The organism is Pseudomonas sp. 1L-B-1-E-C1 (assembly GCF_057291835.1).
The window spans coordinates 51,210-74,229 of the sequence record NZ_JBXAWN010000002.1; the positions used below are offsets into that span (position 1 = coordinate 51,210).

19 protein-coding genes are annotated in these 23,020 nt (G+C 61.5%); 12 read left to right on the plus strand and 7 right to left on the minus strand.

Annotated features, from left to right (window positions below):
* Positions 1-68: 68 nt before the first annotated feature.
* Together AC0Z4S_RS03960 and AC0Z4S_RS03965 are read left to right on the plus strand one after the other, a co-directional pair.
* Positions 69-749, plus strand: coding sequence for a heavy metal response regulator transcription factor (locus tag AC0Z4S_RS03960; protein ID WP_253497821.1), 681 nt, complete (start codon positions 69-71; stop codon positions 747-749).
* Positions 739-2,124, plus strand: a complete 1,386-nt coding sequence (locus AC0Z4S_RS03965; protein WP_485622133.1) for a heavy metal sensor histidine kinase — start codon at positions 739-741, stop codon at positions 2,122-2,124. Before AC0Z4S_RS03960 ends, AC0Z4S_RS03965 begins: the two co-directional genes overlap by 11 nt.
* 102 nt (positions 2,125-2,226) lie before the next feature.
* Here AC0Z4S_RS03965 and AC0Z4S_RS03970 read toward each other — a convergent pair whose 3' ends face one another.
* Positions 2,227-3,231, minus strand: coding sequence for an AraC family transcriptional regulator (locus tag AC0Z4S_RS03970; RefSeq protein WP_485622134.1), 1,005 nt, complete (start codon positions 3,229-3,231; stop codon positions 2,227-2,229).
* 100 nt (positions 3,232-3,331) lie between these two features.
* Between AC0Z4S_RS03970 and AC0Z4S_RS03975 the strand changes: the two genes are divergently transcribed.
* Entirely contained in the window at positions 3,332-4,405 is a 1,074-nt protein-coding gene (locus AC0Z4S_RS03975) for a fatty acid desaturase (RefSeq protein WP_485622136.1), read from the plus strand.
* A 105-nt stretch (positions 4,406-4,510) separates the two neighbouring features.
* Here AC0Z4S_RS03975 and AC0Z4S_RS03980 read toward each other — a convergent pair whose 3' ends face one another.
* Genes AC0Z4S_RS03980 through AC0Z4S_RS03990 form a run of 3 tightly spaced genes read right to left on the minus strand, consistent with a single transcriptional unit; the run spans position 4,511 to position 8,546 of the window.
* Entirely contained in the window at positions 4,511-6,121 is a 1,611-nt protein-coding gene (locus tag AC0Z4S_RS03980; protein WP_485622137.1) for an arylsulfatase, read from the minus strand.
* A gap of 14 nt (positions 6,122-6,135) precedes the next feature.
* The gene (locus AC0Z4S_RS03985; RefSeq protein WP_485622138.1) at positions 6,136-6,951 is read right to left on the minus strand and encodes an ABC transporter ATP-binding protein; all 816 of its coding nucleotides are present in this window, start codon (positions 6,949-6,951) and stop codon (positions 6,136-6,138) included.
* The gene (locus AC0Z4S_RS03990) at positions 6,948-8,546 is read right to left on the minus strand and encodes an ABC transporter permease (protein ID WP_485622139.1); all 1,599 of its coding nucleotides are present in this window, start codon (positions 8,544-8,546) and stop codon (positions 6,948-6,950) included. The genes AC0Z4S_RS03985 and AC0Z4S_RS03990 overlap by 4 nt, the downstream gene beginning before the upstream one ends.
* A gap of 396 nt (positions 8,547-8,942) precedes the next feature.
* Between AC0Z4S_RS03990 and AC0Z4S_RS03995 the strand changes: the two genes are divergently transcribed.
* Positions 8,943-9,956: an ABC transporter substrate-binding protein gene (locus AC0Z4S_RS03995; protein WP_485622140.1), complete on the plus strand. Its 1,014-nt coding sequence runs from the start codon at positions 8,943-8,945 to the stop codon at positions 9,954-9,956.
* A gap of 78 nt (positions 9,957-10,034) precedes the next feature.
* Here the strand turns inward: AC0Z4S_RS03995 and AC0Z4S_RS04000 are convergent, their stop codons facing one another.
* On the minus strand, positions 10,035-10,955 hold the full coding sequence (locus AC0Z4S_RS04000; RefSeq protein ID WP_212615023.1) for a LysR family transcriptional regulator: 921 nt from the start codon (positions 10,953-10,955) through the stop codon (positions 10,035-10,037).
* A gap of 182 nt (positions 10,956-11,137) precedes the next feature.
* On the opposite strand from AC0Z4S_RS04000, the gene AC0Z4S_RS04005 reads away from it, so the two are divergent.
* A complete protein-coding gene (locus AC0Z4S_RS04005) occupies positions 11,138-12,046 on the plus strand; it encodes a TauD/TfdA dioxygenase family protein (protein WP_485622141.1) in 909 nt (302 codons plus the stop codon).
* 197 nt (positions 12,047-12,243) lie between these two features.
* On the opposite strand, the gene AC0Z4S_RS04010 is transcribed toward AC0Z4S_RS04005, so the two are convergent.
* Together AC0Z4S_RS04010 and AC0Z4S_RS04015 are read right to left on the minus strand one after the other, a co-directional pair.
* Positions 12,244-13,860: an alkaline phosphatase family protein gene (locus AC0Z4S_RS04010; RefSeq protein ID WP_485622142.1), complete on the minus strand. Its 1,617-nt coding sequence runs from the start codon at positions 13,858-13,860 to the stop codon at positions 12,244-12,246.
* Between the two features lie 215 nt (positions 13,861-14,075).
* Complete coding sequence (locus tag AC0Z4S_RS04015; RefSeq protein ID WP_485622143.1) at positions 14,076-15,020, minus strand: LysR family transcriptional regulator; 945 nt, start codon at positions 15,018-15,020, stop codon at positions 14,076-14,078.
* 165 nt (positions 15,021-15,185) lie between these two features.
* On the opposite strand from AC0Z4S_RS04015, the gene AC0Z4S_RS04020 reads away from it, so the two are divergent.
* The 7 genes from AC0Z4S_RS04020 (at position 15,186) to AC0Z4S_RS04050 (ending at position 23,008) form a co-directional block, all read left to right on the plus strand.
* Positions 15,186-17,546: a TonB-dependent receptor gene (locus AC0Z4S_RS04020; protein WP_485622144.1), complete on the plus strand. Its 2,361-nt coding sequence runs from the start codon at positions 15,186-15,188 to the stop codon at positions 17,544-17,546.
* 22 nt (positions 17,547-17,568) lie between these two features.
* Positions 17,569-18,912 carry an aryl-sulfate sulfotransferase gene (locus tag AC0Z4S_RS04025; RefSeq protein WP_485622146.1) on the plus strand — a complete coding sequence of 448 codons (1,344 nt, stop codon included), beginning with the start codon at positions 17,569-17,571 and terminating at the stop codon, positions 18,910-18,912.
* Between the two features lie 271 nt (positions 18,913-19,183).
* Positions 19,184-19,993, plus strand: coding sequence for an energy transducer TonB (locus AC0Z4S_RS04030; RefSeq protein ID WP_485622147.1), 810 nt, complete (start codon positions 19,184-19,186; stop codon positions 19,991-19,993).
* Positions 19,994-20,038: 45 nt separating this feature from the next.
* Entirely contained in the window at positions 20,039-20,764 is a 726-nt protein-coding gene (locus AC0Z4S_RS04035; protein ID WP_042608544.1) for a MotA/TolQ/ExbB proton channel family protein, read from the plus strand.
* Position 20,765: 1 nt separating this feature from the next.
* Positions 20,766-21,167, plus strand: a complete 402-nt coding sequence (locus AC0Z4S_RS04040; protein WP_007972930.1) for an ExbD/TolR family protein — start codon at positions 20,766-20,768, stop codon at positions 21,165-21,167.
* A gap of 287 nt (positions 21,168-21,454) precedes the next feature.
* Entirely contained in the window at positions 21,455-22,036 is a 582-nt protein-coding gene (locus tag AC0Z4S_RS04045; RefSeq protein WP_485622148.1) for an alpha/beta hydrolase, read from the plus strand.
* Between the two features lie 51 nt (positions 22,037-22,087).
* Positions 22,088-23,008, plus strand: a complete 921-nt coding sequence (locus tag AC0Z4S_RS04050; RefSeq protein WP_485622149.1) for a sigma 54-interacting transcriptional regulator — start codon at positions 22,088-22,090, stop codon at positions 23,006-23,008.
* Positions 23,009-23,020 lie beyond the last annotated feature (12 nt).

Sequence of the window (23,020 nt, forward strand, 5' to 3'; positions counted from 1 at the left end):
TACAAGTTTGTAATGGGCAACGGCGGCGAACACGCCTAGCCTGTGTGCTTGATCAATCGAGGTGTGCCATGCGTTTGCTGGTCGTAGAAGATGAAGCCAAAACCGCCAATTTCCTCGCCAAGGGCCTGGGCGAGTCGGGTTTTGCCGTGGATGTGGCGCTCAACGGCCTCGACGGCCGCTATTTTATCGAGCAGCAGGAATACGACCTGATCATCCTCGACGTGATGCTGCCCGGTCTCAACGGCTGGCAATTGCTCCAGTTGATCCGCCAGCGCGGCGCCACACCGGTGCTGTTTCTCACCGCCAAGGACGCCATCGAAGACCGCGTTCGTGGGCTGGAACTGGGCGCCGATGATTACCTGCTCAAACCCTTCGCTTTCGCCGAACTGCTCGCGCGGGTGCGCACGCTGCTGCGACGCGGGCCGCTGCGCGAAGCCGAGTCGTACAACATCGCTGATCTGGAGATCGACGTGCTGCGCCGCCGGGTCAGTCGCGGCGGCCAGCGCATTGCCCTGACCAACAAAGAGTTTGCCCTGTTGCAATTGCTCGCCAGCCGCCAAGGCGAAGTGCTGTCGCGCACGCTGATCGCTTCGCAGGTGTGGAACCTGAATTTCGACAGCGACACCAACATGGTCGAAGTCGCAGTCCGACGCTTGCGCGCCAAGGTCGACGATCCGTACATGCCGAAACTTATCCACACCGTGCGCGGCGTCGGTTATCAACTGGAAGCGCCGGACGATGTGGAGTAAATCGATTGCCTGGCGATTGGCGCTGGCCTTCGCCGTCGTGTGCGCGCTGGTGCTGAGCGCAATCGGCGTTTTTCTCTACCGCTCGCTGGCCTCGGAATTGGCCTTTCGTGACGACATGGCCCTGCTCGGTCGCCTGGAACAAGTGCGCGCCTTGCTCGCTGACAGCGACAGCCTCGACGCCTTGCAGGCGCGGCCACGGTTGTATCAGAACATGCTCGGCAATCTCGACAGCCTGCTGCTGGTGCGCCGGGCCGACGGCTCCAGCGTGATCGCGATCAACCCGCGTCAGCGCGAATTGCCGGCGCTCAATGCATTAGCGCGAGAACAAATGCCGCAGCGCCGCGACGTGCTCACCTGGCAGGCCAGCGACGGCGCCGAACTGGCGTTGCTGTCCGGCCAGGCCCAAGGCCCCAATGGTGAAACCCTGACGGTGATCGCCGGCAAAGTGCTCAGCGAGCGCGAACAGATGCTCGGCAGTTATCGCCTGCGCCTGTATCTGTCTGTTGGCCTCGGCGCATTGCTGGCCTTTGCCTTGGGCTTGCTGTTGCTGCGCCGGGGATTGCAACCGTTGCATCAGTTGAGCGAAGCGGTGCGCAGCATCGATCTGCGCAGCCTCGATCGACGCCTGCCGACCGGGGGCACGCCGACCGAATTGCGCGAGCCGGTGCACGCGCTCAACGCCATGCTGGCACGGCTGGACGACAGCGTGCAGCGCCTGTCGCAGTTCTCCGCCGACCTCGCCCACGAAATCCGCACGCCGCTGCACACCTTGCTCGCCAGCAACGGCCAGGCCCTCAACCATCCGCGCAGCACAGCCGAATATCAGGAAGTGCTGGCGTCGAACATGGAAGAGTTTGAACGGCTCAAGCGCATGGCCGAGAACCTGATGTTCCTCGCCCGCGCCGAACAGGCCGAACGTGCGCTCAATCTGCACACACTGGACTTGCGCAACGTCGGCGACGAACTCTGCGATTACTTCGAAGCCCTGGCCGATGATCGCAATCTCCAGCTGCAAAACCGCATGCACGGCGATTTGCTCGCCGACCAGCAACTGCTGCAACGCGCCCTCGGCAACCTACTGGCCAACGCCGTACGCCACGCCGACCCGGGCACCCTGATCAGCCTGCACCGCCGCGATGAACCGGATATGTGCTGGCTGCAAGTACACAACCACGGCCCGGTTATCCCGCCGGAGCATCTGGGCAAGCTGTTCGACCGCTTTTATCGCGTCGATCCCTCGCGTGCTGAACCGGGGGATTCGGGAGGGCTGGGTCTGGCGATCGTGCAGTCGATCATGCAGTTGCATGGCGGGCGGGTGCGGGTGAGTAGTGATGCTGACGGCACTGTTTTTGAGCTGGGGTTTGTGGTGGTCTGACGGCCTCTTCGCGAGCAGGCTCGCTCCCACAAGGAAACGCATTCCAACTTTGGGAGCGAGCCTGCTCGCGAAGGCGCTGGATCACACAGTGGTGATTTCGGATCAGCGCAACCCATCCCGAAACTGCCCCGGGGTCATCCCCGTCCAGCGCTTGAACGCGCGGCTGAAGCTGCTGGTGTCGGCGAATCCCAGCAGATAGCTGACTTCACTCAACGAGCATTGCGGGTCGCGCAGGTGCAGCAGCGCGAGGTTTTCGCGGCTTTCGTTAAGCAGGGTGTCGAAGCGACAACCTTCATCCGCCAGATGCCGTTGCAGGCTGCGCAGGCTCAGGTGCAAGGCCTGGGCGATGCGTTCCGCGCTCGGTTCGCCTTCGGGCAATTGTTCTTCAATGGCATCGCGCACTTTGCGTTCCCAGGTCAGCGGTTTGAGCTGGGCGAGGGTGCGCTTGAGTACGGCTTCGTTGTGTTCGGCCAGTTCCGGGTTGGCGTCATCGAGGTGGCTGTCAAAGTCGCTGAGGGCGAACTCCAGGCGGTCTTCGGCGGCGGAAAAATACACTGGCGCGCGGAGGACTTTGTGCCATTGCTGGGCGTCGTTCGGTTCCGGGCGGCGCAAGTACACCGCCAGCGGTGCATAGTCACGGCCGAGACGATTGCGGCAGGTGCGCACGTAGATCGCCGCGAAGGCGTCGATGGCTTCGAAGGCCGGAGCCGGGTTGCCTGAGGGGATTTTCAGGCGGAATTGATAGCGGTCTTCGCGGCGGCTCAACTCCAGCTCCAGCGCATCGCTGACCACCGGGTGATAACGCACGATGCGCTCGAACACCTCGCGCAAACTGCCGCTGGCCACCAGTGCATAGCCGAGCGCGTGGAACGTGGTCGGGCTGACGAAACGCGACACGCGCAAGCCCAGCGCCGGGTCGCCGCTGGCCTCGACGGCAAGCGCCCACAAACGCGTGGTGCCGGACAGCGGATAGCGTGCGTTAGGATCGTCCATCAGCGTCGGGTCGAGCCCGGCCTGTTGGCACAGAGCGAGGCTGTCCAGACCCAGCGCGTCGAGTTGCTTGCGCAGGGCACGGGTCCAGCTGGCGAGGGAGGTCGGTTCCTTCATGCTGATTGGCGCGTCCGGTCAACAGGTTGGCGTTCCTGGCTAGCGCGGTACAAGCACAAGCGAGGCACGATGCATTCATCTTAGACCCGAGGATGGAAGCATGGACGGTACTTCTGCAAGCCCTGAACGACTGAATGCGGCGCAGCGCTCGGCGCATATTCGCCAGGTGGTGCTGGCCAAAGGTGTGGAATTGCGTGAGCGCTACCCGATTCTCCAGCATCAGGATGCTCTGGGCGCGGGGATTCTGGCGTTCGCGCTGGCCGGGATGATTGGATCAGCGGCGCTGTACATCACCGGCCATATGGCCTGGTGGGTGTGCCTGCTGCTTAACGGGTTTTTCGCCTCGCTGACCCATGAGCTTGAGCACGACCTGATCCACAGCATGTATTTCCGCAAGCAGCGCGTGCCGCACAACCTGATGATGGGCCTGGTCTGGCTGGCGCGGCCGAGCACGATCAACCCGTGGATCCGCCGTCATCTGCACCTCAACCACCACAAGGTGTCCGGCACCGAAGCCGACATGGAAGAGCGCGCGATCACCAATGGCGAGCCTTGGGGTTTTGCGCGACTGTTGATGGTGGGCGACAACCTCATGTCGGCGTTCATCCGCCTGCTGCGGGCCAAAACGTGGGCGCACAGGCTGAGCATCGGTAAACGCGTGGTCAAGGTCTACGCACCGCTGGCGCTGCTGCACTGGGGCGCGTGGTATGTGTTTCTCGGCTTTCATGCGGCCAATGGCATCGCGCATTTGCTCGGCTCACCCATCGAGTGGTCGGCCACCACGCTTTCGGTAATGCAGGTGATCGATATCGCCGCCGTGGTGATCATCGGCCCGAACGTGCTGCGCACTTTTTGCCTGCATTTCATCAGCTCGAACATGCATTACTACGGTGACGTCGAACCGGGCAATGTGCTGCAGCAATGTCAGGTGCTGAACCCGTGGTGGCTGTGGCCGTTGCAGGCGTTCTGCTTCAACTTCGGCAGCAGTCACGGGATTCATCATTTCGTGGTGAAGGAGCCGTTTTACATTCGCCAGATGACCGTGCCGGTGGCGCATAAGGTCATGCGCGAGATGGGCGTGCGCTTCAATGATTTCGGCACGTTTGGCCGGGCGAACCGGTTTGTGCGTCCGGCTGAAGTGGTGAACGAAGCGGTGAGTACAGCCCGGGCTTAATCGGTTGTTCTTGAGGGTTCCTTCGCGAGCAGGCTCGCTCCCACAGTTGGAATGCGATCCACTGTGGGAGCGAGCCTGCTCGCGAATACGATCCCTCAGACGATATCAATCCGGCTGAAACGGCGAAGCACTGAGGATCACCCCGGTCTCCTCGACATACCGTTGCCAATGCCCGATCAGGTCAGTGAGTTTCTGCGGCTGACTCAACGCCAGGTCATGAATCTCCCCCGGATCGCTCGCCAGATCATAGAGCTGCCAGGTCGCCGGCCCGACCGGCCCTGGAATGAACACCGCTTTCCACGAGCCCTGGCGAATCGCCCGGCGTCCGAACAATTCCCACCCCGTCACCGTGTTCTCGTCATGCACCTGCGCCGTCTCGCCGGACAAAAAGCCCAGCCATGATTTACCCCGCAGTGGCGCGACCGCTTTGCCTTTCCACTGTTTGCCCGGATGACGCACGCCAGCCAGATCGAGGATGGTCGGGGTGATGTCCATTACCGTGCCGAAACCATGGCTGATCTGCCCTTTGAGCGGCAGCTGCGGATAATGCAGCAGCGCCGGCACGCGGATCCCGCCCTCGGTGGTGAAGGCCTTGAACAAGCGCGACGGCGCGGTCGCCACCTGCGCCCAGTTCGGCCCGTACCAGACGTAGGAATTGGCCCGGCCGATGTTGTCGAGGCTGTTGTCGTAATGCTGGTTCAGGTAGGTCATCAGCTCCGGGCCGAACTTGGGAAACGCTTCCAGCAGCGCGCCTTCGGCACCGTTGTCGGACATGAAAAGGATGAAGGTATTGTCGAGCTGGCCTTGCTGGCGCAGGTAATCGACGACCCGGCCGATGTTCCAGTCCATGCGCTCGACCATCGCCGCGTAGACCTCCATGGCTCGTGCGGATATCTGCTTTTGCTCGTCGCTCAAGGCGTCCCACTGGGCGCTGAGCTGAATCAGCGGATGCGGCTCGACATCCGCTTCGATCAGGCCCAGCGCCTTGAGTTTTTCCAGGCGTTCGAGGCGCAGCACTTCCGGGCCGGCATCATAGCGGCCACGGTATTTCGCGACGATCTCGGCCGGTGCCTGCAACGGCCAGTGGGGCGCGGAGAAGGGCAGATAGGCGAAGAACGGCCGGGTCTGATCGCGTTCCTTGAGGTACTGCAGCAACTTGTCGCCGAAGGCATCGGAGGAATAGAAGTCTTTCGGCAACTCGTCGACAAACTGATCGTCTTCGATGTACAGCGCCGGGGTGGATTTCAGCAGGCCTGGCGTCTGCTCATCGTAGGTCGGCTCGAAACCGTAATGGTTGGCGGCGCCCGGCAACAGCGAAAACGAGCGCTCGAAACCGCGCGCATGGGGCGCCAGTTCGGCCTTCAGGCCGAGGTGCCATTTGCCGCTCATCAAGGTCTGATAACCGGCCTCGCGCAGCAGCTCGGGCAAGGCGACGACGCGGTCATTGAGGTAGCCCTCATAGCCGGGTTTGCCGATCAGTTCCGGAGTCAACGCTTCGGCCATGGTGCCGATGCCGGCGATGTGGTGATCGGTGCCGGTCAGCAGCATCGAACGCGTCGGCGAGCAGGTCGGTGCGGTGTGAAAATCGGTCAGGCGCAGGCCGTTGGCGGCCAGTGCATCGAGGTTCGGCGTAGCGATTTCACCGCCGAACGCACCGATATCGGAAAAGCCTAGATCGTCGGCGAGGATCAGCAGAAAGTTGGGACGTTGCGGCATCGCGGAACTCCTGTTCAGCAGGCAATGAACGTCAGCGGCAGATCGCGGATCTGCACCGGTGCGCTCGGTTGGTAGTGGTCATCACTGGTCAATTCGTGCAGCAGTTCTTCGCGCAACTGATGGAAGTCGTAACCGCTGCGCTGGCGCGGGTGCGGCAAGGCAATGTCGACCACTTGCTTGATCCGCCCCGGACGCGGCTCCATCACCACCACGCGGTCGGCGAGAAAAATCGCTTCCTCGACATCGTGGGTCACCAGAATCGTGGTGATCTTTGCCCGTTCGCGGATCGCCAGCAGCTCGTCCTGCATTTGCTGACGGGTCAGCGCATCGAGGGCACCGAAGGGTTCGTCGAGCAGCAGGATGCGTGGGCTGGCGACGAGGCCGCGGGCGATCGCCACGCGCTGCGCCATGCCGCCGGAGAGTTGATGCGGATAGGCCTCGGTGAAATCGCTGAGGCCGACCAGCTCGATGAAATCCTTGATGCGCTGTTGTTTCTGCGCCCCGCTCAGCGGTTCGTTGACCAGGCCCAGGCCGATGTTGTCGGCGACCGTCAGCCATGGGAACAGGCGATGTTCCTGAAAGACGATGCCGCGCTCGCCGCCGATGCCGCTGACGGCTTTGCCGTCGACGCTGATCTGGCCGCGAAACTCGGTGTCGAGGCCGACCAGTAAACGCAGCAGGGTGGATTTGCCACAGCCGCTGGAACCGACAATGGCGACAAATTCGCCCTCGGCGATGTCCAGGTTGAATTCACGGATCGCCTCCAGTTCGAAACCGTTGACGGCGAAGGATTTGCCTACGTGGTTGAAGCTGACAATCGGTACGTTCATGCGTGTCTCCAGCGGGTCGCGCGAATTTCCAGGCGTTGGCCGATCAGGTTGAGCAGGGCGCCGGTGAGGCCGACCAGCAGCATGCCGGCCATGATCAGATCCATGCGCAGCAACTGTTGCGCGCCGATCATTTGGCTGCCGATACCGCCATTGGACGGCATGAAATATTCGGCGCCGATGGTGCCGAGCCAGGCGTAGATCAGGCTCAGTCGCAGCCCGGCGAAAATACCTGGCGCAGCGCCTGGCAGCACCAGTCGGCGCAGCCGCTGGCCGAGGTTCAGGCGCAGCACTTGCGCGGCTTCGTTGAGTTGCGGCGACAGGTTGGCGACGCTGCGCTGGGTGGCGACGAACAGCGGAAAGAACGCAGCGAGCGCGACGAACACCCACTTGGCCTGTTCGCCTAGGCCGAACCACGCGGTCAGCAGCGGCACCCAGGCGAAAATCGCAATCTGCCGCAGTGCGGCGAATGTCGGGCCGAGCAGGCGTTCACTGAAACGCGACAGGCCGAGCAGCAAGCCTAGGGCGAAACCGAGTCCGCCACCGATCAGCAAACCGCCGAGGGTGCGGCTCAGGCTCAGCGCCATGCCGCTGACGAGCGTGCCGTCGAGCAGTCCGTCCCATGTCGTGCTCAGTACCGCCGCAGGGCTGACCAGAATATTCGCATCGACCCACTGTTGATCATTGGCCAATTGCCAGAGCGCCAGCAAGCCCAGCGGCAGTAGCCACGGTTGCAGGCGTTGCCAGCCTTGATAGCGCGGGCCGCGAGTGATTTGCGCGGTGGCCGGGTGCGGCCAGTGCACCAGTTTGCGGTCGAGCAGGCCGATGCCGCGATCCATCGCCACGCCGATCAGACCGATGATCACAATGCACACGAACACGATGTCGAGCATGAACAGCTGCCGCGCCCAGACCATCAGATAGCCGATGCCTTCACTGGAGGCCAGCAGCTCGACCGCCAGCAACGAGGTCCAGCCCGCGGCCAAGGCCAGGCGTACACCGGCCATGAATGCCGGCAGCGCGGCGGGAAGCACCAGGCGACGAATCAACAAACGCGGCGGCAAGCGCAACACGGCGGCGGCTTCGCGCAGTTTCGGTTGCGCATCGCGCACGCCGACCAGCGTGTGCAGGGTTACCGGCACGACGATGGCTTTGATCAGCACCACCAGTTTCAGCACTTCGCCGATGCCGAAGAACACCATGAACAGCGGAATCCACGCCAGCGTCGGCACCTGCGCCAATCCGGCGAATGTCGGAAAAACCAGGCGCTCCAGACGTTGGCTGGAACCCAGTGCGGCGCCGAGCACCGCACCGGCCGAAACGCCTGCCAGCAAGCCCCAGAACAACCGTTGCAGGCTGATCCACAAATGGCTCCACAACTCGCCTTGCGCCAGTTCCACGGCGCTGCTCCACACCAGCGATGGCGCCGGCAGGATCTGCTCGCTCATCCACTGATTGCGCGCGGCCAGCCACCACAGGGCGAACAGGCTGACGGGCAGCAGCCAAGGCAACAGACGGTGGTTCAGACTCGGCCAGGAGCGGCGGCTTTTCAGCGGCGGCGCGGCCAGCGGCAGGCTGAGCAGGGATTGACGGGCCATGGGTGACCTCCGTTGTCGGGTTGCATGGCGAACCGCTTTTCATGTGGGAGCGAGCCTGCTCGCGAAATGGCTGTTTCAGGCAGCATTGATGGCGGCTGGCATGGCCTCTTCGCGAGCAGGCTCGCTCCCACACTGGGCTTCGTCATATATGAAACTGATCTAACAAACTTGTGTTAGATGCTATCGGGAGATAAGCGAATCCATTTAAGGCTTGCCTGCTTACGCGCATCCAATGCATTCGAAGAATATTTTCGATGCTGTTAATGCATATCGCGCTGTAAGCCGCGCCTCCTCTCGCTTAGCTCATACAGATATAAAAATGTGCATTTATAGTATTTAAGTGAAGGTGTGTATCCAGCCTACTTTCGGCTCCTCAGCGATCAAGGAGCCGTACCCATGAACCTTCCCTTCAAACGAATCCTCAGCCTGTTGGCCGTCCCGGCGCTTGCAGGCTTTCTCACGCTCAGTGCCCAAGCCGAAGAGCTCAAGGAAATCCGCATCGCCGTGCCCGACCTCAGCGCCGGCACTCAACAGAGCGGCGGCGGCATCGTCGATGTACTGCGCGATCAACAGATCTTCGAAAAGGCCTTTGCCGAGCAGGGCATCAAGATTCAGTGGAGTTTCTTCAAGGGCGCCGGGCCGGTGATCAATGAGGCGTTTGCCAACGGCCAGGTCGATCTGGCCTATCTCGGCGATCTCGCCGCGATCATCGGCAAATCCAACGGGCTGGACACGCGTCTGCTCAGCGCCACGGCACGCGGGGTCAAGCAGTACCTCGGCGTGGTGCCGGGCTCGGGAATCAAGACCCTGCAGGATCTCAAGGGCAAACGCGTGGCGATTTTCCGCGGTACGGCGACGCAGTTGTCGTTCGATGCGGCGCTGGCCAGCCAGGGGCTGAGCGAGAAGGACGTGAAGGTCATCAATCTGGATTTCAACGCCGCGGTCTCGGCACTCGCGGCCAGGCAGATCGATGCCTCGTGGGGCAGCTCCGCGCTGAGTGCCTTGCAAGCCAAAGGCCTGGCGGAATTGCCGCTGAACACCAAGGACCTTGGCGGCGCTGGCAGCGTGCAGGCGGTCTTGCTCGGCAACGGCAAGTTTGTCGACGCGCATCCTGAAGTCATCGCGAAACTGCTCAAGGCGCAGCAGCAGGCGGTCGAGTGGCTGACTCAGGACAGCAACAAAGAGGCCTATGTGCAGTTGGTATCGGGGCTGGCCAGTTATCCACCGGTGATTCTTGCTCAGGATCTGAAAGATCAGAATCTGAGCGAGATTTTCCCGTCGACACTGGATCCGGTGTTCTTGAGCGGCCTGCAGGACAAGGTTGATCTGGCGGCGCAGCAGAAGCTGATTCGCAAGCCGTTCAAGGTCAGTGATTGGGTGGCGCCTGAACTCTCAGCGGCCAGGCTCTAGAAGCAAAAGATCGCAGCCTTCGGCAGCTCCTACAGGAAAACGCATTCCCCTGTAGGAGCTGCCGAAGGCTGCGATCTTTCAGACAGCGACGCTGACATCCTGCCGATCCACCGCCACTAGCGTCTCGATCATCGCCCTGGCCGCCGGGGACAGCCGGAACCCGGTGCGGCTGACGATACCGCAGCGCGCGTTCATGCTTTCGAGGTTCTGCGGCAGGTTGCGCCAGTGCAACAACACCAGCGAACCCTTGGCGACATCTTCGACAAACGCCTCCTCCGTGCCGACGCCGATGGCATTGGATTGCAGCACCACTTTGACCAGCGCCGGAAAGTGTTCGGTCTCGATGGTCGGCGAGAAATCGATGCGTCCGCTGAGGTTCGCCAGCAGCTTGCGAATGCCCGGCGGAATCAGCGTGGCGGCCAGCGGGTAGTCGAACATGTCGTTGGTCGACAGGCTTTCCTTGGCCAGCAACGGATGTCCCGGGCGGCAGAAAAATACGCCGCGCTTGGGCGTCAGCGGTTGGGTCTGGAAATTCGGGTCGGACTCGAAATGGCGGATGTCGGCGATGAAGAATTCGATCTCTTCGCGGCTCAGCGCACGGCTGAGTTTTTCCCAGTTATCCACCTGAAAACAGGTACGCACTTTCGGGTGCGCATTGATGAATTGCGCCACCGCGTCCGGCACCAGTTTCACCGCCGGCGCCGGACCGCAGCCGAAGTGCACTTCACCGGCGTCGAGCTTGGTCATCTGCGTCACTTCGGCGCTGAGCAATGCTGCGCCCTGCACCAGGCTCAGGGCGTGTTGCAGCACTACCTGGCCCTCCGGAGTCGGGCGCAGATCCTTGTTGCCGCGATCAACCAGCACGCAGCCGAACTCTTGCTCCAGCCCCTGAATGCTGCGGCTGAACGCCGGTTGAGTGATGCCCATGGCGTCTGCCGCGCGGACAAAACTGCGGTGTTCGTTGAGGGCGATGAAGTAACGCAACTGGCGAAGATCCATATGCTTTTCCGGCATCCTAAAAATAGCTCGAAGGCATTTGCGACGAGGGTTGCTTGAGGTTTTAAATGCAAGCTCTTATTCCGTCAACGAAGCATGTGAATATCTATTAGATGTAAATGGAATATAGATAGAGCGTTGTTTCGCTGCCGTCAAAACCGCAAGCAGTCGATGAGGGTCTTCCCATGAGCAATGCCGCACTCGCCGTAAAGTCCGTTTCTCACGCGTTGGAAATTCACCCGGTAGCCGGGCGTATCGGTGCGGAAATCCGCGGCGTGCACCTGTCCGGAGAGCTGGATGCCGCGACCGTCGAAGCAATCCAGCAGGCGCTGATTGACTACAAAGTGCTGTTCTTCCGCGAGCAGACTCAGCTTGACGATCAGCGTCAGGAAGCGTTCGCCCATCTGCTCGGCGAACCGGTGGCGCACCCGACCGTGCCGTCGCGCGAAGGCACTCGATATCTGCTTGAGCTGGATGGCGCCGAAGGTCAGCGCGCCAACTCCTGGCACACCGACGTGACTTTCGTTGACGCCTACCCAAAAGCTTCGATCCTGCGCTCGGTGGTCGCCCCGGCCTTCGGCGGCGATACGCTCTGGGCTAACACCGCGACGGCGTACAGCGGCTTGCCGGCCGAGCTGCGTGAACTGGCCGACAAACTCACCGCCGTGCACAGCAACGAGTACGACTACGCCGGGGCGAAGCCGGACGTCTCTGCGGTAAAACTGGAGCGCTATCGCAAAGTCTTCACCTCGACGGTTTACGAGACCGAGCATCCGGTGGTGCGCGTGCACCCGATCAGCGGTGAGAAGAGCTTGCTGCTGGGGCATTTCGTCAAACGCATCAAAGGTTATTCCCAGGCGGACTCGGCGCATCTGTTCGGCTTGCTGCAGAGTCATGTGATCCGCCAGGAAAACACCGTGCGCTGGCGCTGGCAGGCCGGTGATGTGGCGATCTGGGACAACCGCTCGACGCAGCATTACGCCATTGATGATTACGGCACCCAGGATCGGGTGGTGCGCCGGGTGACGCTCAAGGGCGAGGTGCCGGTGGGGGTGAATGGGCAGCGCAGTCAGACCATCAAAGGGCGTGACTGAAGATCAAAAGCCCCTCACCCCAGCCCTCTCCCGGAGGGAGAGGGAGCCGACCGAGTTGTCTTGCGTTGTACGTCGACCTGAAAGACCGAGCCGATTATTGATTCGGTACATGACTTTCATGTCGATGCAGCTTCTGAATATCCCCCAATCAGTCCCCTCTCCCTTTGGGAGAGGGTTAGGGTGAGGGGCTCTTGATGCTACCAAACCCCAATCTGAACCACCTTCTCGCTCTCAGGCTCGCCATAACGAAACCGCTGCCCACGCAAGTCGATCTCCTGATGGCTGATCGTCGTACGCCGTTTCAACCCCCGCACCCACTCAAACAAATACCCCGCATGCTCCTCGCGCACCGCTGCGTACGCCGGGTCATCGCCCAGATCACGCAGTTCGTGCGGGTCATTCAACAGATCAAACAGCTGCGGTCGAAAGCCGTCGTACGCCAGGTATTTCCAGCGCTCGCTGCGCACCATGGTCATGCGGCAACGGTCGATGGGTTGGTCCAGTCGTTCCCGCGCCGGTGCCTGAAAGGCGTAGTCGTACTCGCTGATCGCATAGCGGCGCCAATCCGGATTTTCTCCGTGCAGCAGCGGGATCAGTGAACGCCCTTCGAGCCGGTGTTCCGCGCCCCGCAACCCCAGCGCTTGAAGAAACGTCGGCAACCCATCGATGGTTTCCGCCAATCGATCATCAACTGTACCGCGAGTGACATCCGCCGCCGGCCGAGGATCGCGCACGATCAACGGCACGCCCACCGCCTGCTCCAGCAAAAATTCCTTCTCGCCCAGCCAATGATCGCCAAGGAAATCGCCGTGATCGCTGGTGAACACGATCAACGTGTCATCCCAGCGCCCGTTGCTCTGCAGAAAATCGAACAGCCGCCCCAACTGATCGTCCACCTGCTTGATCAAGCCCATGTAGGTGGGGATTACAGTGAATCGTACTGAGTCGCGGGAAAAGTTCAGGCTTTCCTCATGCTGGCGAAAGGCAGCATATACGGGGTGTTTGCTGGCTTCAGAGGGCGTCGCGCGGACTGGTTTGAGAATCGATTTCGTACTGTACAATGCGTGGTATGGCGCTGGTACGATGTAGGGCCAGTGCGGTTTGATGTACGAGAGGTGTAAACACCAGGATTTCTCGCCTTGCTCAGCGATGAAGTCGATGGCGCGATTGGTAGTGTAGACAGTCTCGGAGTGTTGCTCGGGAATTCGTGCTGGCAAATTCGCATGACGCATTTTCCAGCCGCTGAGAATCTCACCGTTCTCGCCTTCGGCGGCATTCGCCCAGTCGTGCCAGGGATTGCGGCCGTCGAAACCCTGTTCGCGCAGATAATGGGTATAGGGCGCGGATTCGCGCTTGTCGTCGAATAACGGATCGTCGGGGTAGATGCCGTCGTGGCGCAGGTACGGTTCGAAGCCGACTTCGTTGAGCAACTCGGCTTGCGCGCTTTGCGGGTTGATCGCCAGGCGCTGCAAGGCATCGACATTGGCCGTGGCGTGGGTCTTGCCGACCAGCGCGGTACGGATGCCGTGAGGCCGCAGGTAATCGCCAATCGTCAGTTCATCCAGCGGCAAGGGCACGGCGTTCCAGGCCACTTGATGGCTGCTGACATAACGCCCGGTATAGGCCGACATCCGCGACGGGCCGCAGATCGTGCCCTGGGTGTAGGCACGGCTGAAACGCACGCCTTCGGCAGCGAGACGATCGATGTTCGGCGTGTGCAGATGCGGGTGGCCGTAGCAGGACAGGTAATCGCGGCGCAGTTGATCGCACATGATGTACAGCACGTTGCGCACGGGGTTGGGCGGGGTGGGCATAGGGTTCACCGGTCAGTGGGACAGGTGAGGGTTTTCGCCGTCGGTGTGGGTGTTCGGCAAGTGCATTTGGGGAATGGGTTTCATGCAGTGGATGCATCGCTGCCTGTACTGGCCCCTTCGCGAGCAAGCTCGCTCCCACAGGGGTAGTGGCGCTCACAAATTCTGCATTCACCACAATCCACCGTGGGAGCGAGCTTGCTCGCGAAGAGGTCCGATCAGACAGCGAGATTCTGCAGCGAACAAACCTCCTCATCCTGCTGATCAATCACTTTGATCTGCTCGATCATCGCTTCGGCCAGCGGTGACAGCCGATACCCGGCGCGACTGACAATCCCATAGCGGGTGTACAGCTCCTCCAGATCATCGGCGAGGCCTTCGATCTTCAGACAGACCAGCTCACCCTTGGATAGATGCAGCGCATCGGAATACGCCCCGACAATCCCGATCGCCTCCGATCGCAGCACCACACTCAACAGACTCGAACCGTTTTCGCACTCCACATTCGGGGTGAAATCCGGACGACCGCTGAGGTCGACGATGACCTTGCGCAGATTCGGTGGGCGGATGCTGACCGCCAGTGGATAACTCAGCAACTGCTCGGCGGAGATCCGTTCAAACGCCGTCAATGGATGCCCGGCGCGGCAGCAGAAATGCCATTTGCGCGCGCGCAAGCGGTGGGTCTGGTAGTCCGGATCGGCCTCGAACTGCCGGGTGTCGGCGACGAAGAATTCGAACTCCTCGCTGAGCAGGCGTTTGCTCAGGCTCTGCCAGTCATCGACCTGAAACTGCACCCGTGCTTTCGGGTAGCGGCCGATGAACGCGCCGATCGCGCGCGGTATCAATCCGGCCGCCGGCGCCGGCCCGCAACCAAAGCGCAATTCCCCGGCTTCGAGGCCGTTGAACTGGCTGATCTCGTTGGCCATCTGCTGCGCACCGCTGACTAGTCGCCGCGCATGTTCGAGCAGGACCTGGCCCTGTTTGGTCGGCGGCAATTCCTTGCGCCCACGATCGACCAACTGGCAGCCGACGCTGTGTTCCAGCGCCTGAATGCTGCGGCTGAATGCTGACTGCGACAGGTTCACCGCCTGCGCGCCAGCGACGAAGCTGCGTTGTTCAGCCAGAGCGATGAAGTGACGAAGTTGGCGCAAGTCGATATGCATTTTTCACATAAAAAATATCCGGGAAATGCATTGGATATGCATTAGGTCGACTCCTTATAAAGGCAATCTCTTATGCAGTAAATATTTGTAAATCCATAAATAAATAACTGAAAAGAATATGCAGTGCTGAAGATGTCTGTGTGTTTTTTGACCAGGAGCCGCGCCATGAGTTCGTTGAATCTCGCGTTACCCCCATCACCCCGACGGCTCAAACGCCTGCCTTTGGCGCTGTTGCTGGCAGGCAGCGCCAGCTGGACTCACGGTTATGCCGCCGAAACCGACACGCCGCCGCCGGTTCCGGCAGGCACAGCGGCGGCCAATGGTTCGCAGCTGGAAACGGTGACCGTCACCACCCGCCGCCGCGAAGAAAGCTCGCAAGATGTGCCGACGCCGATGAGCGTGGTCAGCGGGCAGAATCTGGAGACGCAGCGGGTCTATCGGATTCAGGATTTGCAGCAACTGGTGCCCAGCGTCAACGTCGCCTACATGCATGCGCGCCAGTCCAGCGTGTCGATCCGCGGTCTGGGCAACAACCCGGCCAGTGATGGTCTGGAAGGCAGCGTTGGTCTGTACATCGACAACGTCTATCTGGGCCGTCCGGGGATGGCGGTGTTCGATCTGATGGACATTGAGCAGCTCGAAGTGCTGCGTGGGCCGCAGGGCACGCTGTTCGGCAAGAACACCACCGCCGGGGTCATCAACATCAGCACCCGCGCGCCGTCATTCACGCCTGAGCGCAGCATCGAAACCTCGGTCGGCGAGGACGGTTATTTCCAGACCAAGGGCACCATTTCCGGGCCGCTCAATGATCAGTTGGCCGGGCGCTTTTCTGCTTACCGCACGCGCAGTGACGGCGACATCAAGAACGAATATGACGGCCACGACCTCAACGGCGGCTCGCGCGAAGGCTTCCGCGCGCAGCTGTTGTTCAAGCCCAATGAAGATTTCAATCTGCGCTGGATCGGCGATTACAACGAAGAAGATTCCAGCGCCGGCACCCGCGTGCTGTACAACACCGGGCCGACCATCAACGGCGTCAATCTGTATGAATCGCGGGCCAGTGCGGCCGGGGCGACGCTGGTCAACGGCCGGCACCGCAAGGTCAATCTCGACAACGACCAGCACGTCACCGTGCATCAGGGCGGCACTTCGGTGGAAGCCAACTGGACGTTACCGAGCGAATTCACCCTGACGTCGGTCAGCTCGTACCGCTTCTGGAATTTCACCCCGCGCAATGACGACGGCCTCAATGTGCCGGCCAGTTACAACGCCGGCGTGTCGGTGGAAGACAAACAGTATTCACAGGAATTTCGCCTGGCCTCGCCCAAGGGCGAGTTCTTCGATTACGTGGTCGGTGCCTACTATTTCGGCTCGGATCTGGACAACAAATCCTTCGCCTATTACGGCCCGCAGGCCGACATCTGGAACGGCACCCCGGCCGGCGCCCTGGCCAATGTCACCAGCGTCGGCAAGGGGCATATCAAGACCGACAGTTTTGCCCTGTTTGCCCAAGGCACCTGGCACCTGAGCGAGCGCCTGGATTTCACTGCCGGGGTGCGCGGCACCTATGAAGAGAAAAACGCTTCAGTCAGCCGCAACGCGCCGCTCGGCGGTGTGGCAGTGGCCGGCGCGGCAGCCAATGCGCGCCGCGGGCGTGCCGGCGCCTACGATTCCGGAGACTTGAATCAGTACAGCTCCAGCCCCTCCGGACTGCTCAACCTGAGCTATCGCATAACCGACGACGTGCTCGGTTACGCCACGCTGTCCCATGGCGAGAAATCCGGCGGGGTCAACCTTGCGGTCGGCTCCGCACCTAGCGCTGGCGCCGACTCGTTATTGATCGGCACCGAGCGTGCGAATAACGCCGAACTCGGTTTCAAAAGCACCCTGTGGAATCACCGCCTGCAACTCAACGCCAACGTGTTCTGGACCCAGGTCAATGCCTACCAGACCAACGCCTATGACGCCGCCAACCGCGTGCAATACCTGACCAACGCCGGTTCCGTGCGCTCGCGCGGCATCGAGTTCGAAAGCACCGTGGTGCCGCTGCGTGGCCTGACGCTGAATTTCAACGGCTCGTACAACGACGTCAGCTATCTCTCCTACAAGGATGCGCCGTGCCCGCCGGAAGTCAGCCAGGCCCCGGGTGCGCCGGCCTCTTGCGACCTCAGCGGCCATCAAGTGGTCGGCGCGTCGAAATGGATCGGCAACGCCAACGGCGAATACAAATGGAATCTGGCTAACGGCTTCGAACCCTACGTCACCGGCAGCTATGCGTTCCGCTCCAAAGCGGTGGGCACGGTCGAGGATTCCGACTACGGGCAGATCCCCAGCTACGCGGTGGTCAACCTCTCCACCGGCCTGCGCGGCGATTTCAATCAGGGCCAGTGGGATGTTTCGCTGTGGCTGAAAAACGCCTTCGACAAAACCTACTACACGACCCTGTGGACCGGCGGCAACGGCGGCTATGAGGGCCTGCTCGGCACGCCACGGACCCTCGGCGTTACCGGTCGCTACGACTTCTGATTTGCCTTCAAGGAGCTGCACCATGTTGCCCATCAAAAGCGCTTTACCCCTGCTGTTGTCCGGCGCAGTCCTGAGCAGCGGCGCCTTCGCCGCGCCCAGCGTGTACCCGACTGGCGTCACCCGTTATGACCCGGACAAGGCGTTCAACCAGTACGTGATCTTCAGCGGTGCCGACAAACAGACGCACCTGATCGACATGAACGGCAACGAAGTGAAGACCTGGCCGCAGGCCGGTTTCCCGTCCGCCATCATCGACCCGCAACTGGTCGGCGGTAAGCGTGGGCATGTGCTGCTGCAACTGAGTGACAAGGACCCCGGCAAGCTTGGCTCGGCGGGCAATGGTCTGGGCAATCAGAGCGTCGGCGAACTCGACTGGGACGGCAAAGTGGTCTGGCAGTGGGGCGACAAGGCTCCCGGTGGTGCGGCGCAGCAGCATCACGATCAGCGCCGCTTGAGCAATGGCAACACCGTGGTGCTGGCGAACAAGGTGCACAAGGTCAAAGGCTTCAAAGTACCGCAGGTCATCGACGATGTGATCTATGAAGTCAGCCCCGGCGGTACGGTGAAATGGCAGTGGCTCGCCTCTGATCATCTGGGCGAATTCGGTTTCAGCGCCGAGCAGTTGAAACTGGTACGCGCCAGTGACAACCCGGATTACCTGCACATCAACAACCTCAGTCTGGTCGGACCGAACAAGTGGTTCGACGCCGGTGACAAGCGCTTCAATCCGGACAATCTGTTGATCGATTCACGCAACGCCAATTTCATCGCCATCATCGACAAAAGCAGCGGCAAAGTGGTCTGGCGGCTGGGGCCGAACCTGCCGCTGATCAATCCGAAAACCGCGCAGGAACTGCCGCGTCCGGTCGATCAGTTTGTCGGCCAGCACGACGCGCACATCATCCCCGCCGGGCTGCCCGGGGCCGGCAATCTGCTGGTGTTCGATAACCAGGGTTCGGCGGGCTATCCGAACGTCACCCTTGGCTTGATTTCCGGATCGCGGGTGCTGGAAATCGACCCGCAGAAAAATGAAATCGTCTGGCAGTACAGCGCCGCCAATTCGAAGCAGCCGGGCTGGGCGTTCTACAGCTCGTTCATCAGCAGCGCGCGGCGTTTGCCCAACGGCAACACGCTGATCGACGAAGGCATGAACGGACGGTTTTTCCAGGTGACCGCCAGCGGTGAAAACGTCTGGGAGTATGTCAGCCCGTATCTGGGCAAAGCGCCGGGTGGGGACGCGATCAGCAACAGGGTGTATCGAGCGCTGCCGGTGAGCTACGACTGGGTGCCGGTCGGTACGCCACGGTCGGAGACGGCGGTAATCGCCCCCGCGATCGGCGTTCAGCAAGCCAATGCCAGTCGTTGAGAGGCGCTGGCGGATGCCGTGGACGAATACTTTTCATGCCGCAAAGGCATGCGATTTACGGCTGATCGCTGCAGCCCTTGTGGCGCGCGGCCTCTGTGAAGAAGGCCGATTTGCATATTCCATGCAGATCTATACATAACTTCAAAGATTACTTTCGGTGATAAGCGTTCAGGCCCAATGATTGCCCCGTCGACTACGCCGTGGGGGCATCACGAATGGCGAGTCGATCGCTTTGGTTAGTAGAACGAAAGAGACCGCAGGGAGTTGAACAATGGGCAATGTCCAGACCGCCGCCAGCGCAGGGGAATTGCTGTGGCGGCAAACGCCGAGCGGCGAGCTGGTCGATCTTGGCCGGCCGCATCGGGTGCCGTTGGGGCAGTTGCGTTTGCAGCGTGCACCCAAGGGCATTTTGAGCCGGCGCGAAACCCTTCTGCTCGGTGTGCTCGCGTTGGTCGTGCACGGCGCGGTGATTTATTGGTTGAGCCAGAAACCGACGCCAGTGCTGCCGGTGGTACCGCCGGAAATTCCGCCGATGACCATCGAGTTTTCGCGTCCGGCTCCGCCAGCGCCGCCGGTTGTTGCGCCGTCACCACCGCCGCCGGTGGTAGAACCGCCACCGCCAGTGGAGGACGAGTTGGCAGTGAAACCGCCGCCGCCCAAGCCGATTCCCAAACCCAAACCGGTGGTCAAGGCGCCGCCCAAACCCGCGCCCAGGCCGGTGGAGCAACCACCAGCTCCAGCGAAACCGGCAGCCCCGGTCGCCGCGCCAGCGCCTCCTGCGCCACCGGCACCTGCGCCTGTTACTCCGGCTTCAGCCAATGCTGCGTACCTGAAAAACCCGGCGCCAGAGTATCCGTCGCTGGCCCAGCGTCGCGGTTGGGAAGGCACGGTGTTGTTACGGGTGCATGTGTTGGCCAGCGGTAAACCGGGCGAGATCCAGATTGCCAAAAGCAGCGGCCGCCAGCAGCTCGACGACGCCGCGCTGAACGCTGTCAAGCGCTGGAGTTTCGTGCCGGCCAAGCAGGGTGATGTCGCTCAGGACGGCTGGGTCAGCGTGCCCATCGATTTCAAGATTCATTAAACCGAAACCAAATTCGCGCGAAATGTTTACACGAGGGAACACATCATGACGTTACTGGCATCTCCACTGGAATCCATCGAAAGCGCGGTGATCTGGCTGCTGGTGGTTTTTTCTGTTGCCACTTGGGGCCTGGCTCTGCTCAAGGCTGTGCAGTTCGGCCGTCTGAAGGCGCAGGATCGGCGCTTTCATAAACGTTTCTGGGCGGCTTCGAGTCTTGATGCCGCCGCCGAATTGAGCGAAACCCAGCCCGGTGCCGCAGCACGGGTGGCGCAGGCCGGTTACGCGGCAATCCAGGTGGGCGAGGCGCCGCAGGCGAATGATCTGAGCCAGGCGATCAACCATCAGGATCGCCTCGAGCGCGCCTTGCGCCAGCAGATCGTGCGTGAACGGCGCTCGCTGGAAACAGGTCTGGCAGTGGTCGCGAGTATTGGCAGCACTTCGCCGTTCATTGGTCTGTTCGGCACGGTGTGGGGAATCATGGAGGCCTTGAAAGGCATCAGCGCTGCCGGTTCGGCGAGCCTGGAAACGGTGGCAGGCCCGATCGGCGCGGCACTGGTCGCGACCGGTGTGGGGATCGCCGTCGCGGTGCCGGCGGTGCTGGTTTACAACTACTTTCTGCGGCGTCTGAAATTGACCGCGGCGGATCTGGATGACTTCGCCCACGACTTCTACAGCCTGGCGCAGAAGAGTGCATTCCGCGTACTGATCCACCCGACCGCGCACAAGGTGGCGACGCCGGGCAACGCGGCAAAAGTGAAGGAGGCATCCTGACATGGCCTTCTCCACGCAAGACACGGACGAGGTGCTCAGCGAGATCAACGTGACGCCGCTGGTGGACGTGATGCTGGTGCTGCTGGTGGTCTTCATCGTCACAGCGCCGCTGCTGACCAATGCGATACCGATCAACCTGCCGAAGACCGAAGCGGTGGCGCCGGTCGAGCAGAAGGATCCGCTGGTGGTGAGCATCGACGGCGCCGGCAAACTGTTTATCAACAAGGACGAGATTCAGCCGGACCTGCTCGAATTCAACCTCAAGTCGGCCAAAGCCAAGGACCCGGAAGTGCGCGTGCAATTGCAGGCCGATGACGGGGTGAACTACGGCGAAGTGGCGCGGGCCATGGCTTCGATCGAACGGGCAGGGATTACCAAATTGTCGGTGATCACTGCGCGGTGACAGATTTTGTTTTTCCGGGGCCGTCTCCTTGGCAGGGTGCGGCCCTTTTTTTTTGCATTTTTTGCCCACGACACATTTCCAATGTGGGAGCGAGCCTGCTCGCGAAGGCGCCATTCGCCACAACATCATCGTCGACTGATGCACCGTATTCGCGAGCAGGCTCGCTCCCACAGGCTTCATGTGTCATATGCATTATAGGTCTTAATAAATATCTTCTTATTCCTTAACGAATATAACTCCTCTCCCTATACTCGACCCGGAACAGACACGACGCAGGAGAGCTCCCCATGCGCAACGAATCAATCCGTTATCTGATTGTGCCGGGCTGGCAAGGATCGCCAGAAGATCATTGGCAGACCCATTGGCAGAACAGCCTGCCGAACAGCGCGCGGGTCGAACAGGCCGATTGGCTGACACCGCGCCGTGAGGACTGGGTCGCCGCGCTGGCCGAAGCGGTTGCCGCCGACAGCACGCCGGTGATTTTGATTGCTCATAGCCTGGGCTGCATCACGGTTGCCCACTGGGCGGCGACGGCGCCGCTGCAATACCTGCGTCAGGTGCGCGGGGCGTTACTGGTCGCGCCGGCCGATGTCGAGCGTCCTGCTTGCGCCCCGGCGTTGCGCAATTTCGCACCGATTCCGACGGATCTGTTGCCGTTCCCCAGCCAGGTCGTCAGCTCCGACAACGACGCCGCCGTCAGTACGCCGCGCGCTTTGGAGCTGGCGCGCAACTGGGGCGCGGAGGCGGGGATTCTCGCCGGGGCCGGGCACATCAACGTCAAGTCCGGGCATCAGCGTTGGGAGCAGGGTTTCGCCTACCTCTATCGCCTGCAAAACCGTCTGGAACACCACGCCCGCCGTCGCGCCTGACCTTATTTTTCAACGCCCCCGTCGGCTGGCGGTTTTGGGCGGGAGCCTGCCATGAGTTTCGAAACCTTCGGTCAGCCATTGCTGACCTTTCCCGACGCGGAAAAAAGCCCCCTGAGCATTCGCGCCAAGGCGCTGGTATTTGTCGACCCGCGCTCGCGTCAGCTGCGCGAGGAACTGGAGCAGTTGGCGACCCGTTCGATTTCCGTGCTGATCCGCGGTGAGACCGGAACCGGTAAAGAGCTGCTCGCGCGGCATATCCATCGCGCCAGCGACCGCAGCGGTCTGTTCGTTTCGGTGAATTGCGGCGCGATCAGCCCGACCTACGCCGATGCCGAACTGTTCGGCTACGCCGCCGGCAGCTACAGCGGTGCGGCCAGCAGCCGCGCCGGCTGGTTCGGTTCGGCCAACGGCGGCACCTTGTACCTGGATGAGATCGGCGACCTGCCACTACTGATCCAGATCAAGTTGCTCGCAGCCTTGGAAAACCACGAAGTCACCCGCGTCGGTGCGCATCAGCCGAGCCCGGTGGATGTGCGCCTGGTCGCCGCGACCAGTATCGATCTGGCCCAGGCCGTGGACGCCGGAAAATTCCACGAGCGGCTCTATCACTACCTCAGCGAGGGTCATCTGGAGCTGCCGGCGTTGCGCGCGCGCACCGGCGACATCCTCTCGCTCGCCGAGTATTTTCTCGGCATCTATAGCCAGCGTCTCGACCTGCCCGTGCCGCTGATCAGCGAAGCCGCGCAGCGTGTACTCGAACAACACAGCTGGCCAGGGAATACCCGCGAACTGGAAAACGTCATTCACTTCGCTCTGCTGGTCAGCACAGGTGACGAGATTCTGCCGGAGCATCTGAACCTGCCGCCGGTGCTGACGCAGATCGAAAGCCAGATCAAACAGATCCTGACCACCGGCTCCACCGCTGACCAAGCCGCTCTGAAGCAACTTCTGGCGAACGCCAAACTCCTGTAGGAGCTGCGGCAC

What these genes read in the sequence shown, in the direction of transcription:
- AC0Z4S_RS04050 (WP_485622149.1), top strand. Translation starts at nt 22,088, where the DNA reads ATGAGTTTCGAAACCTTCGGTCAGCCATTGCTGACCTTTCCCGACGCG.
- AC0Z4S_RS04015 (WP_485622143.1), bottom strand. Translation starts at nt 15,020, where the DNA reads ATGCATATCGACTTGCGCCAACTTCGTCACTTCATCGCTCTGGCTGAA.
- AC0Z4S_RS04010 (WP_485622142.1), bottom strand. Translation starts at nt 13,860, where the DNA reads ATGCCCACCCCGCCCAACCCCGTGCGCAACGTGCTGTACATCATGTGC.
- AC0Z4S_RS03975 (WP_485622136.1), top strand. Translation starts at nt 3,332, where the DNA reads ATGGACGGTACTTCTGCAAGCCCTGAACGACTGAATGCGGCGCAGCGC.
- AC0Z4S_RS04045 (WP_485622148.1), top strand. Translation starts at nt 21,455, where the DNA reads ATGCGCAACGAATCAATCCGTTATCTGATTGTGCCGGGCTGGCAAGGA.
- AC0Z4S_RS03980 (WP_485622137.1), bottom strand. Translation starts at nt 6,121, where the DNA reads ATGCCGCAACGTCCCAACTTTCTGCTGATCCTCGCCGACGATCTAGGC.
- AC0Z4S_RS03990 (WP_485622139.1), bottom strand. Translation starts at nt 8,546, where the DNA reads ATGGCCCGTCAATCCCTGCTCAGCCTGCCGCTGGCCGCGCCGCCGCTG.
- AC0Z4S_RS03995 (WP_485622140.1), top strand. Translation starts at nt 8,943, where the DNA reads ATGAACCTTCCCTTCAAACGAATCCTCAGCCTGTTGGCCGTCCCGGCG.
- AC0Z4S_RS03970 (WP_485622134.1), bottom strand. Translation starts at nt 3,231, where the DNA reads ATGAAGGAACCGACCTCCCTCGCCAGCTGGACCCGTGCCCTGCGCAAG.
- AC0Z4S_RS04040 (WP_007972930.1), top strand. Translation starts at nt 20,766, where the DNA reads ATGGCCTTCTCCACGCAAGACACGGACGAGGTGCTCAGCGAGATCAAC.
- AC0Z4S_RS04035 (WP_042608544.1), top strand. Translation starts at nt 20,039, where the DNA reads ATGACGTTACTGGCATCTCCACTGGAATCCATCGAAAGCGCGGTGATC.
- AC0Z4S_RS03960 (WP_253497821.1), top strand. Translation starts at nt 69, where the DNA reads ATGCGTTTGCTGGTCGTAGAAGATGAAGCCAAAACCGCCAATTTCCTC.
- AC0Z4S_RS04000 (WP_212615023.1), bottom strand. Translation starts at nt 10,955, where the DNA reads ATGGATCTTCGCCAGTTGCGTTACTTCATCGCCCTCAACGAACACCGC.
- AC0Z4S_RS03965 (WP_485622133.1), top strand. Translation starts at nt 739, where the DNA reads ATGTGGAGTAAATCGATTGCCTGGCGATTGGCGCTGGCCTTCGCCGTC.
- AC0Z4S_RS04025 (WP_485622146.1), top strand. Translation starts at nt 17,569, where the DNA reads ATGTTGCCCATCAAAAGCGCTTTACCCCTGCTGTTGTCCGGCGCAGTC.
- AC0Z4S_RS04005 (WP_485622141.1), top strand. Translation starts at nt 11,138, where the DNA reads ATGAGCAATGCCGCACTCGCCGTAAAGTCCGTTTCTCACGCGTTGGAA.
- AC0Z4S_RS04030 (WP_485622147.1), top strand. Translation starts at nt 19,184, where the DNA reads ATGGGCAATGTCCAGACCGCCGCCAGCGCAGGGGAATTGCTGTGGCGG.
- AC0Z4S_RS03985 (WP_485622138.1), bottom strand. Translation starts at nt 6,951, where the DNA reads ATGAACGTACCGATTGTCAGCTTCAACCACGTAGGCAAATCCTTCGCC.
- AC0Z4S_RS04020 (WP_485622144.1), top strand. Translation starts at nt 15,186, where the DNA reads ATGAGTTCGTTGAATCTCGCGTTACCCCCATCACCCCGACGGCTCAAA.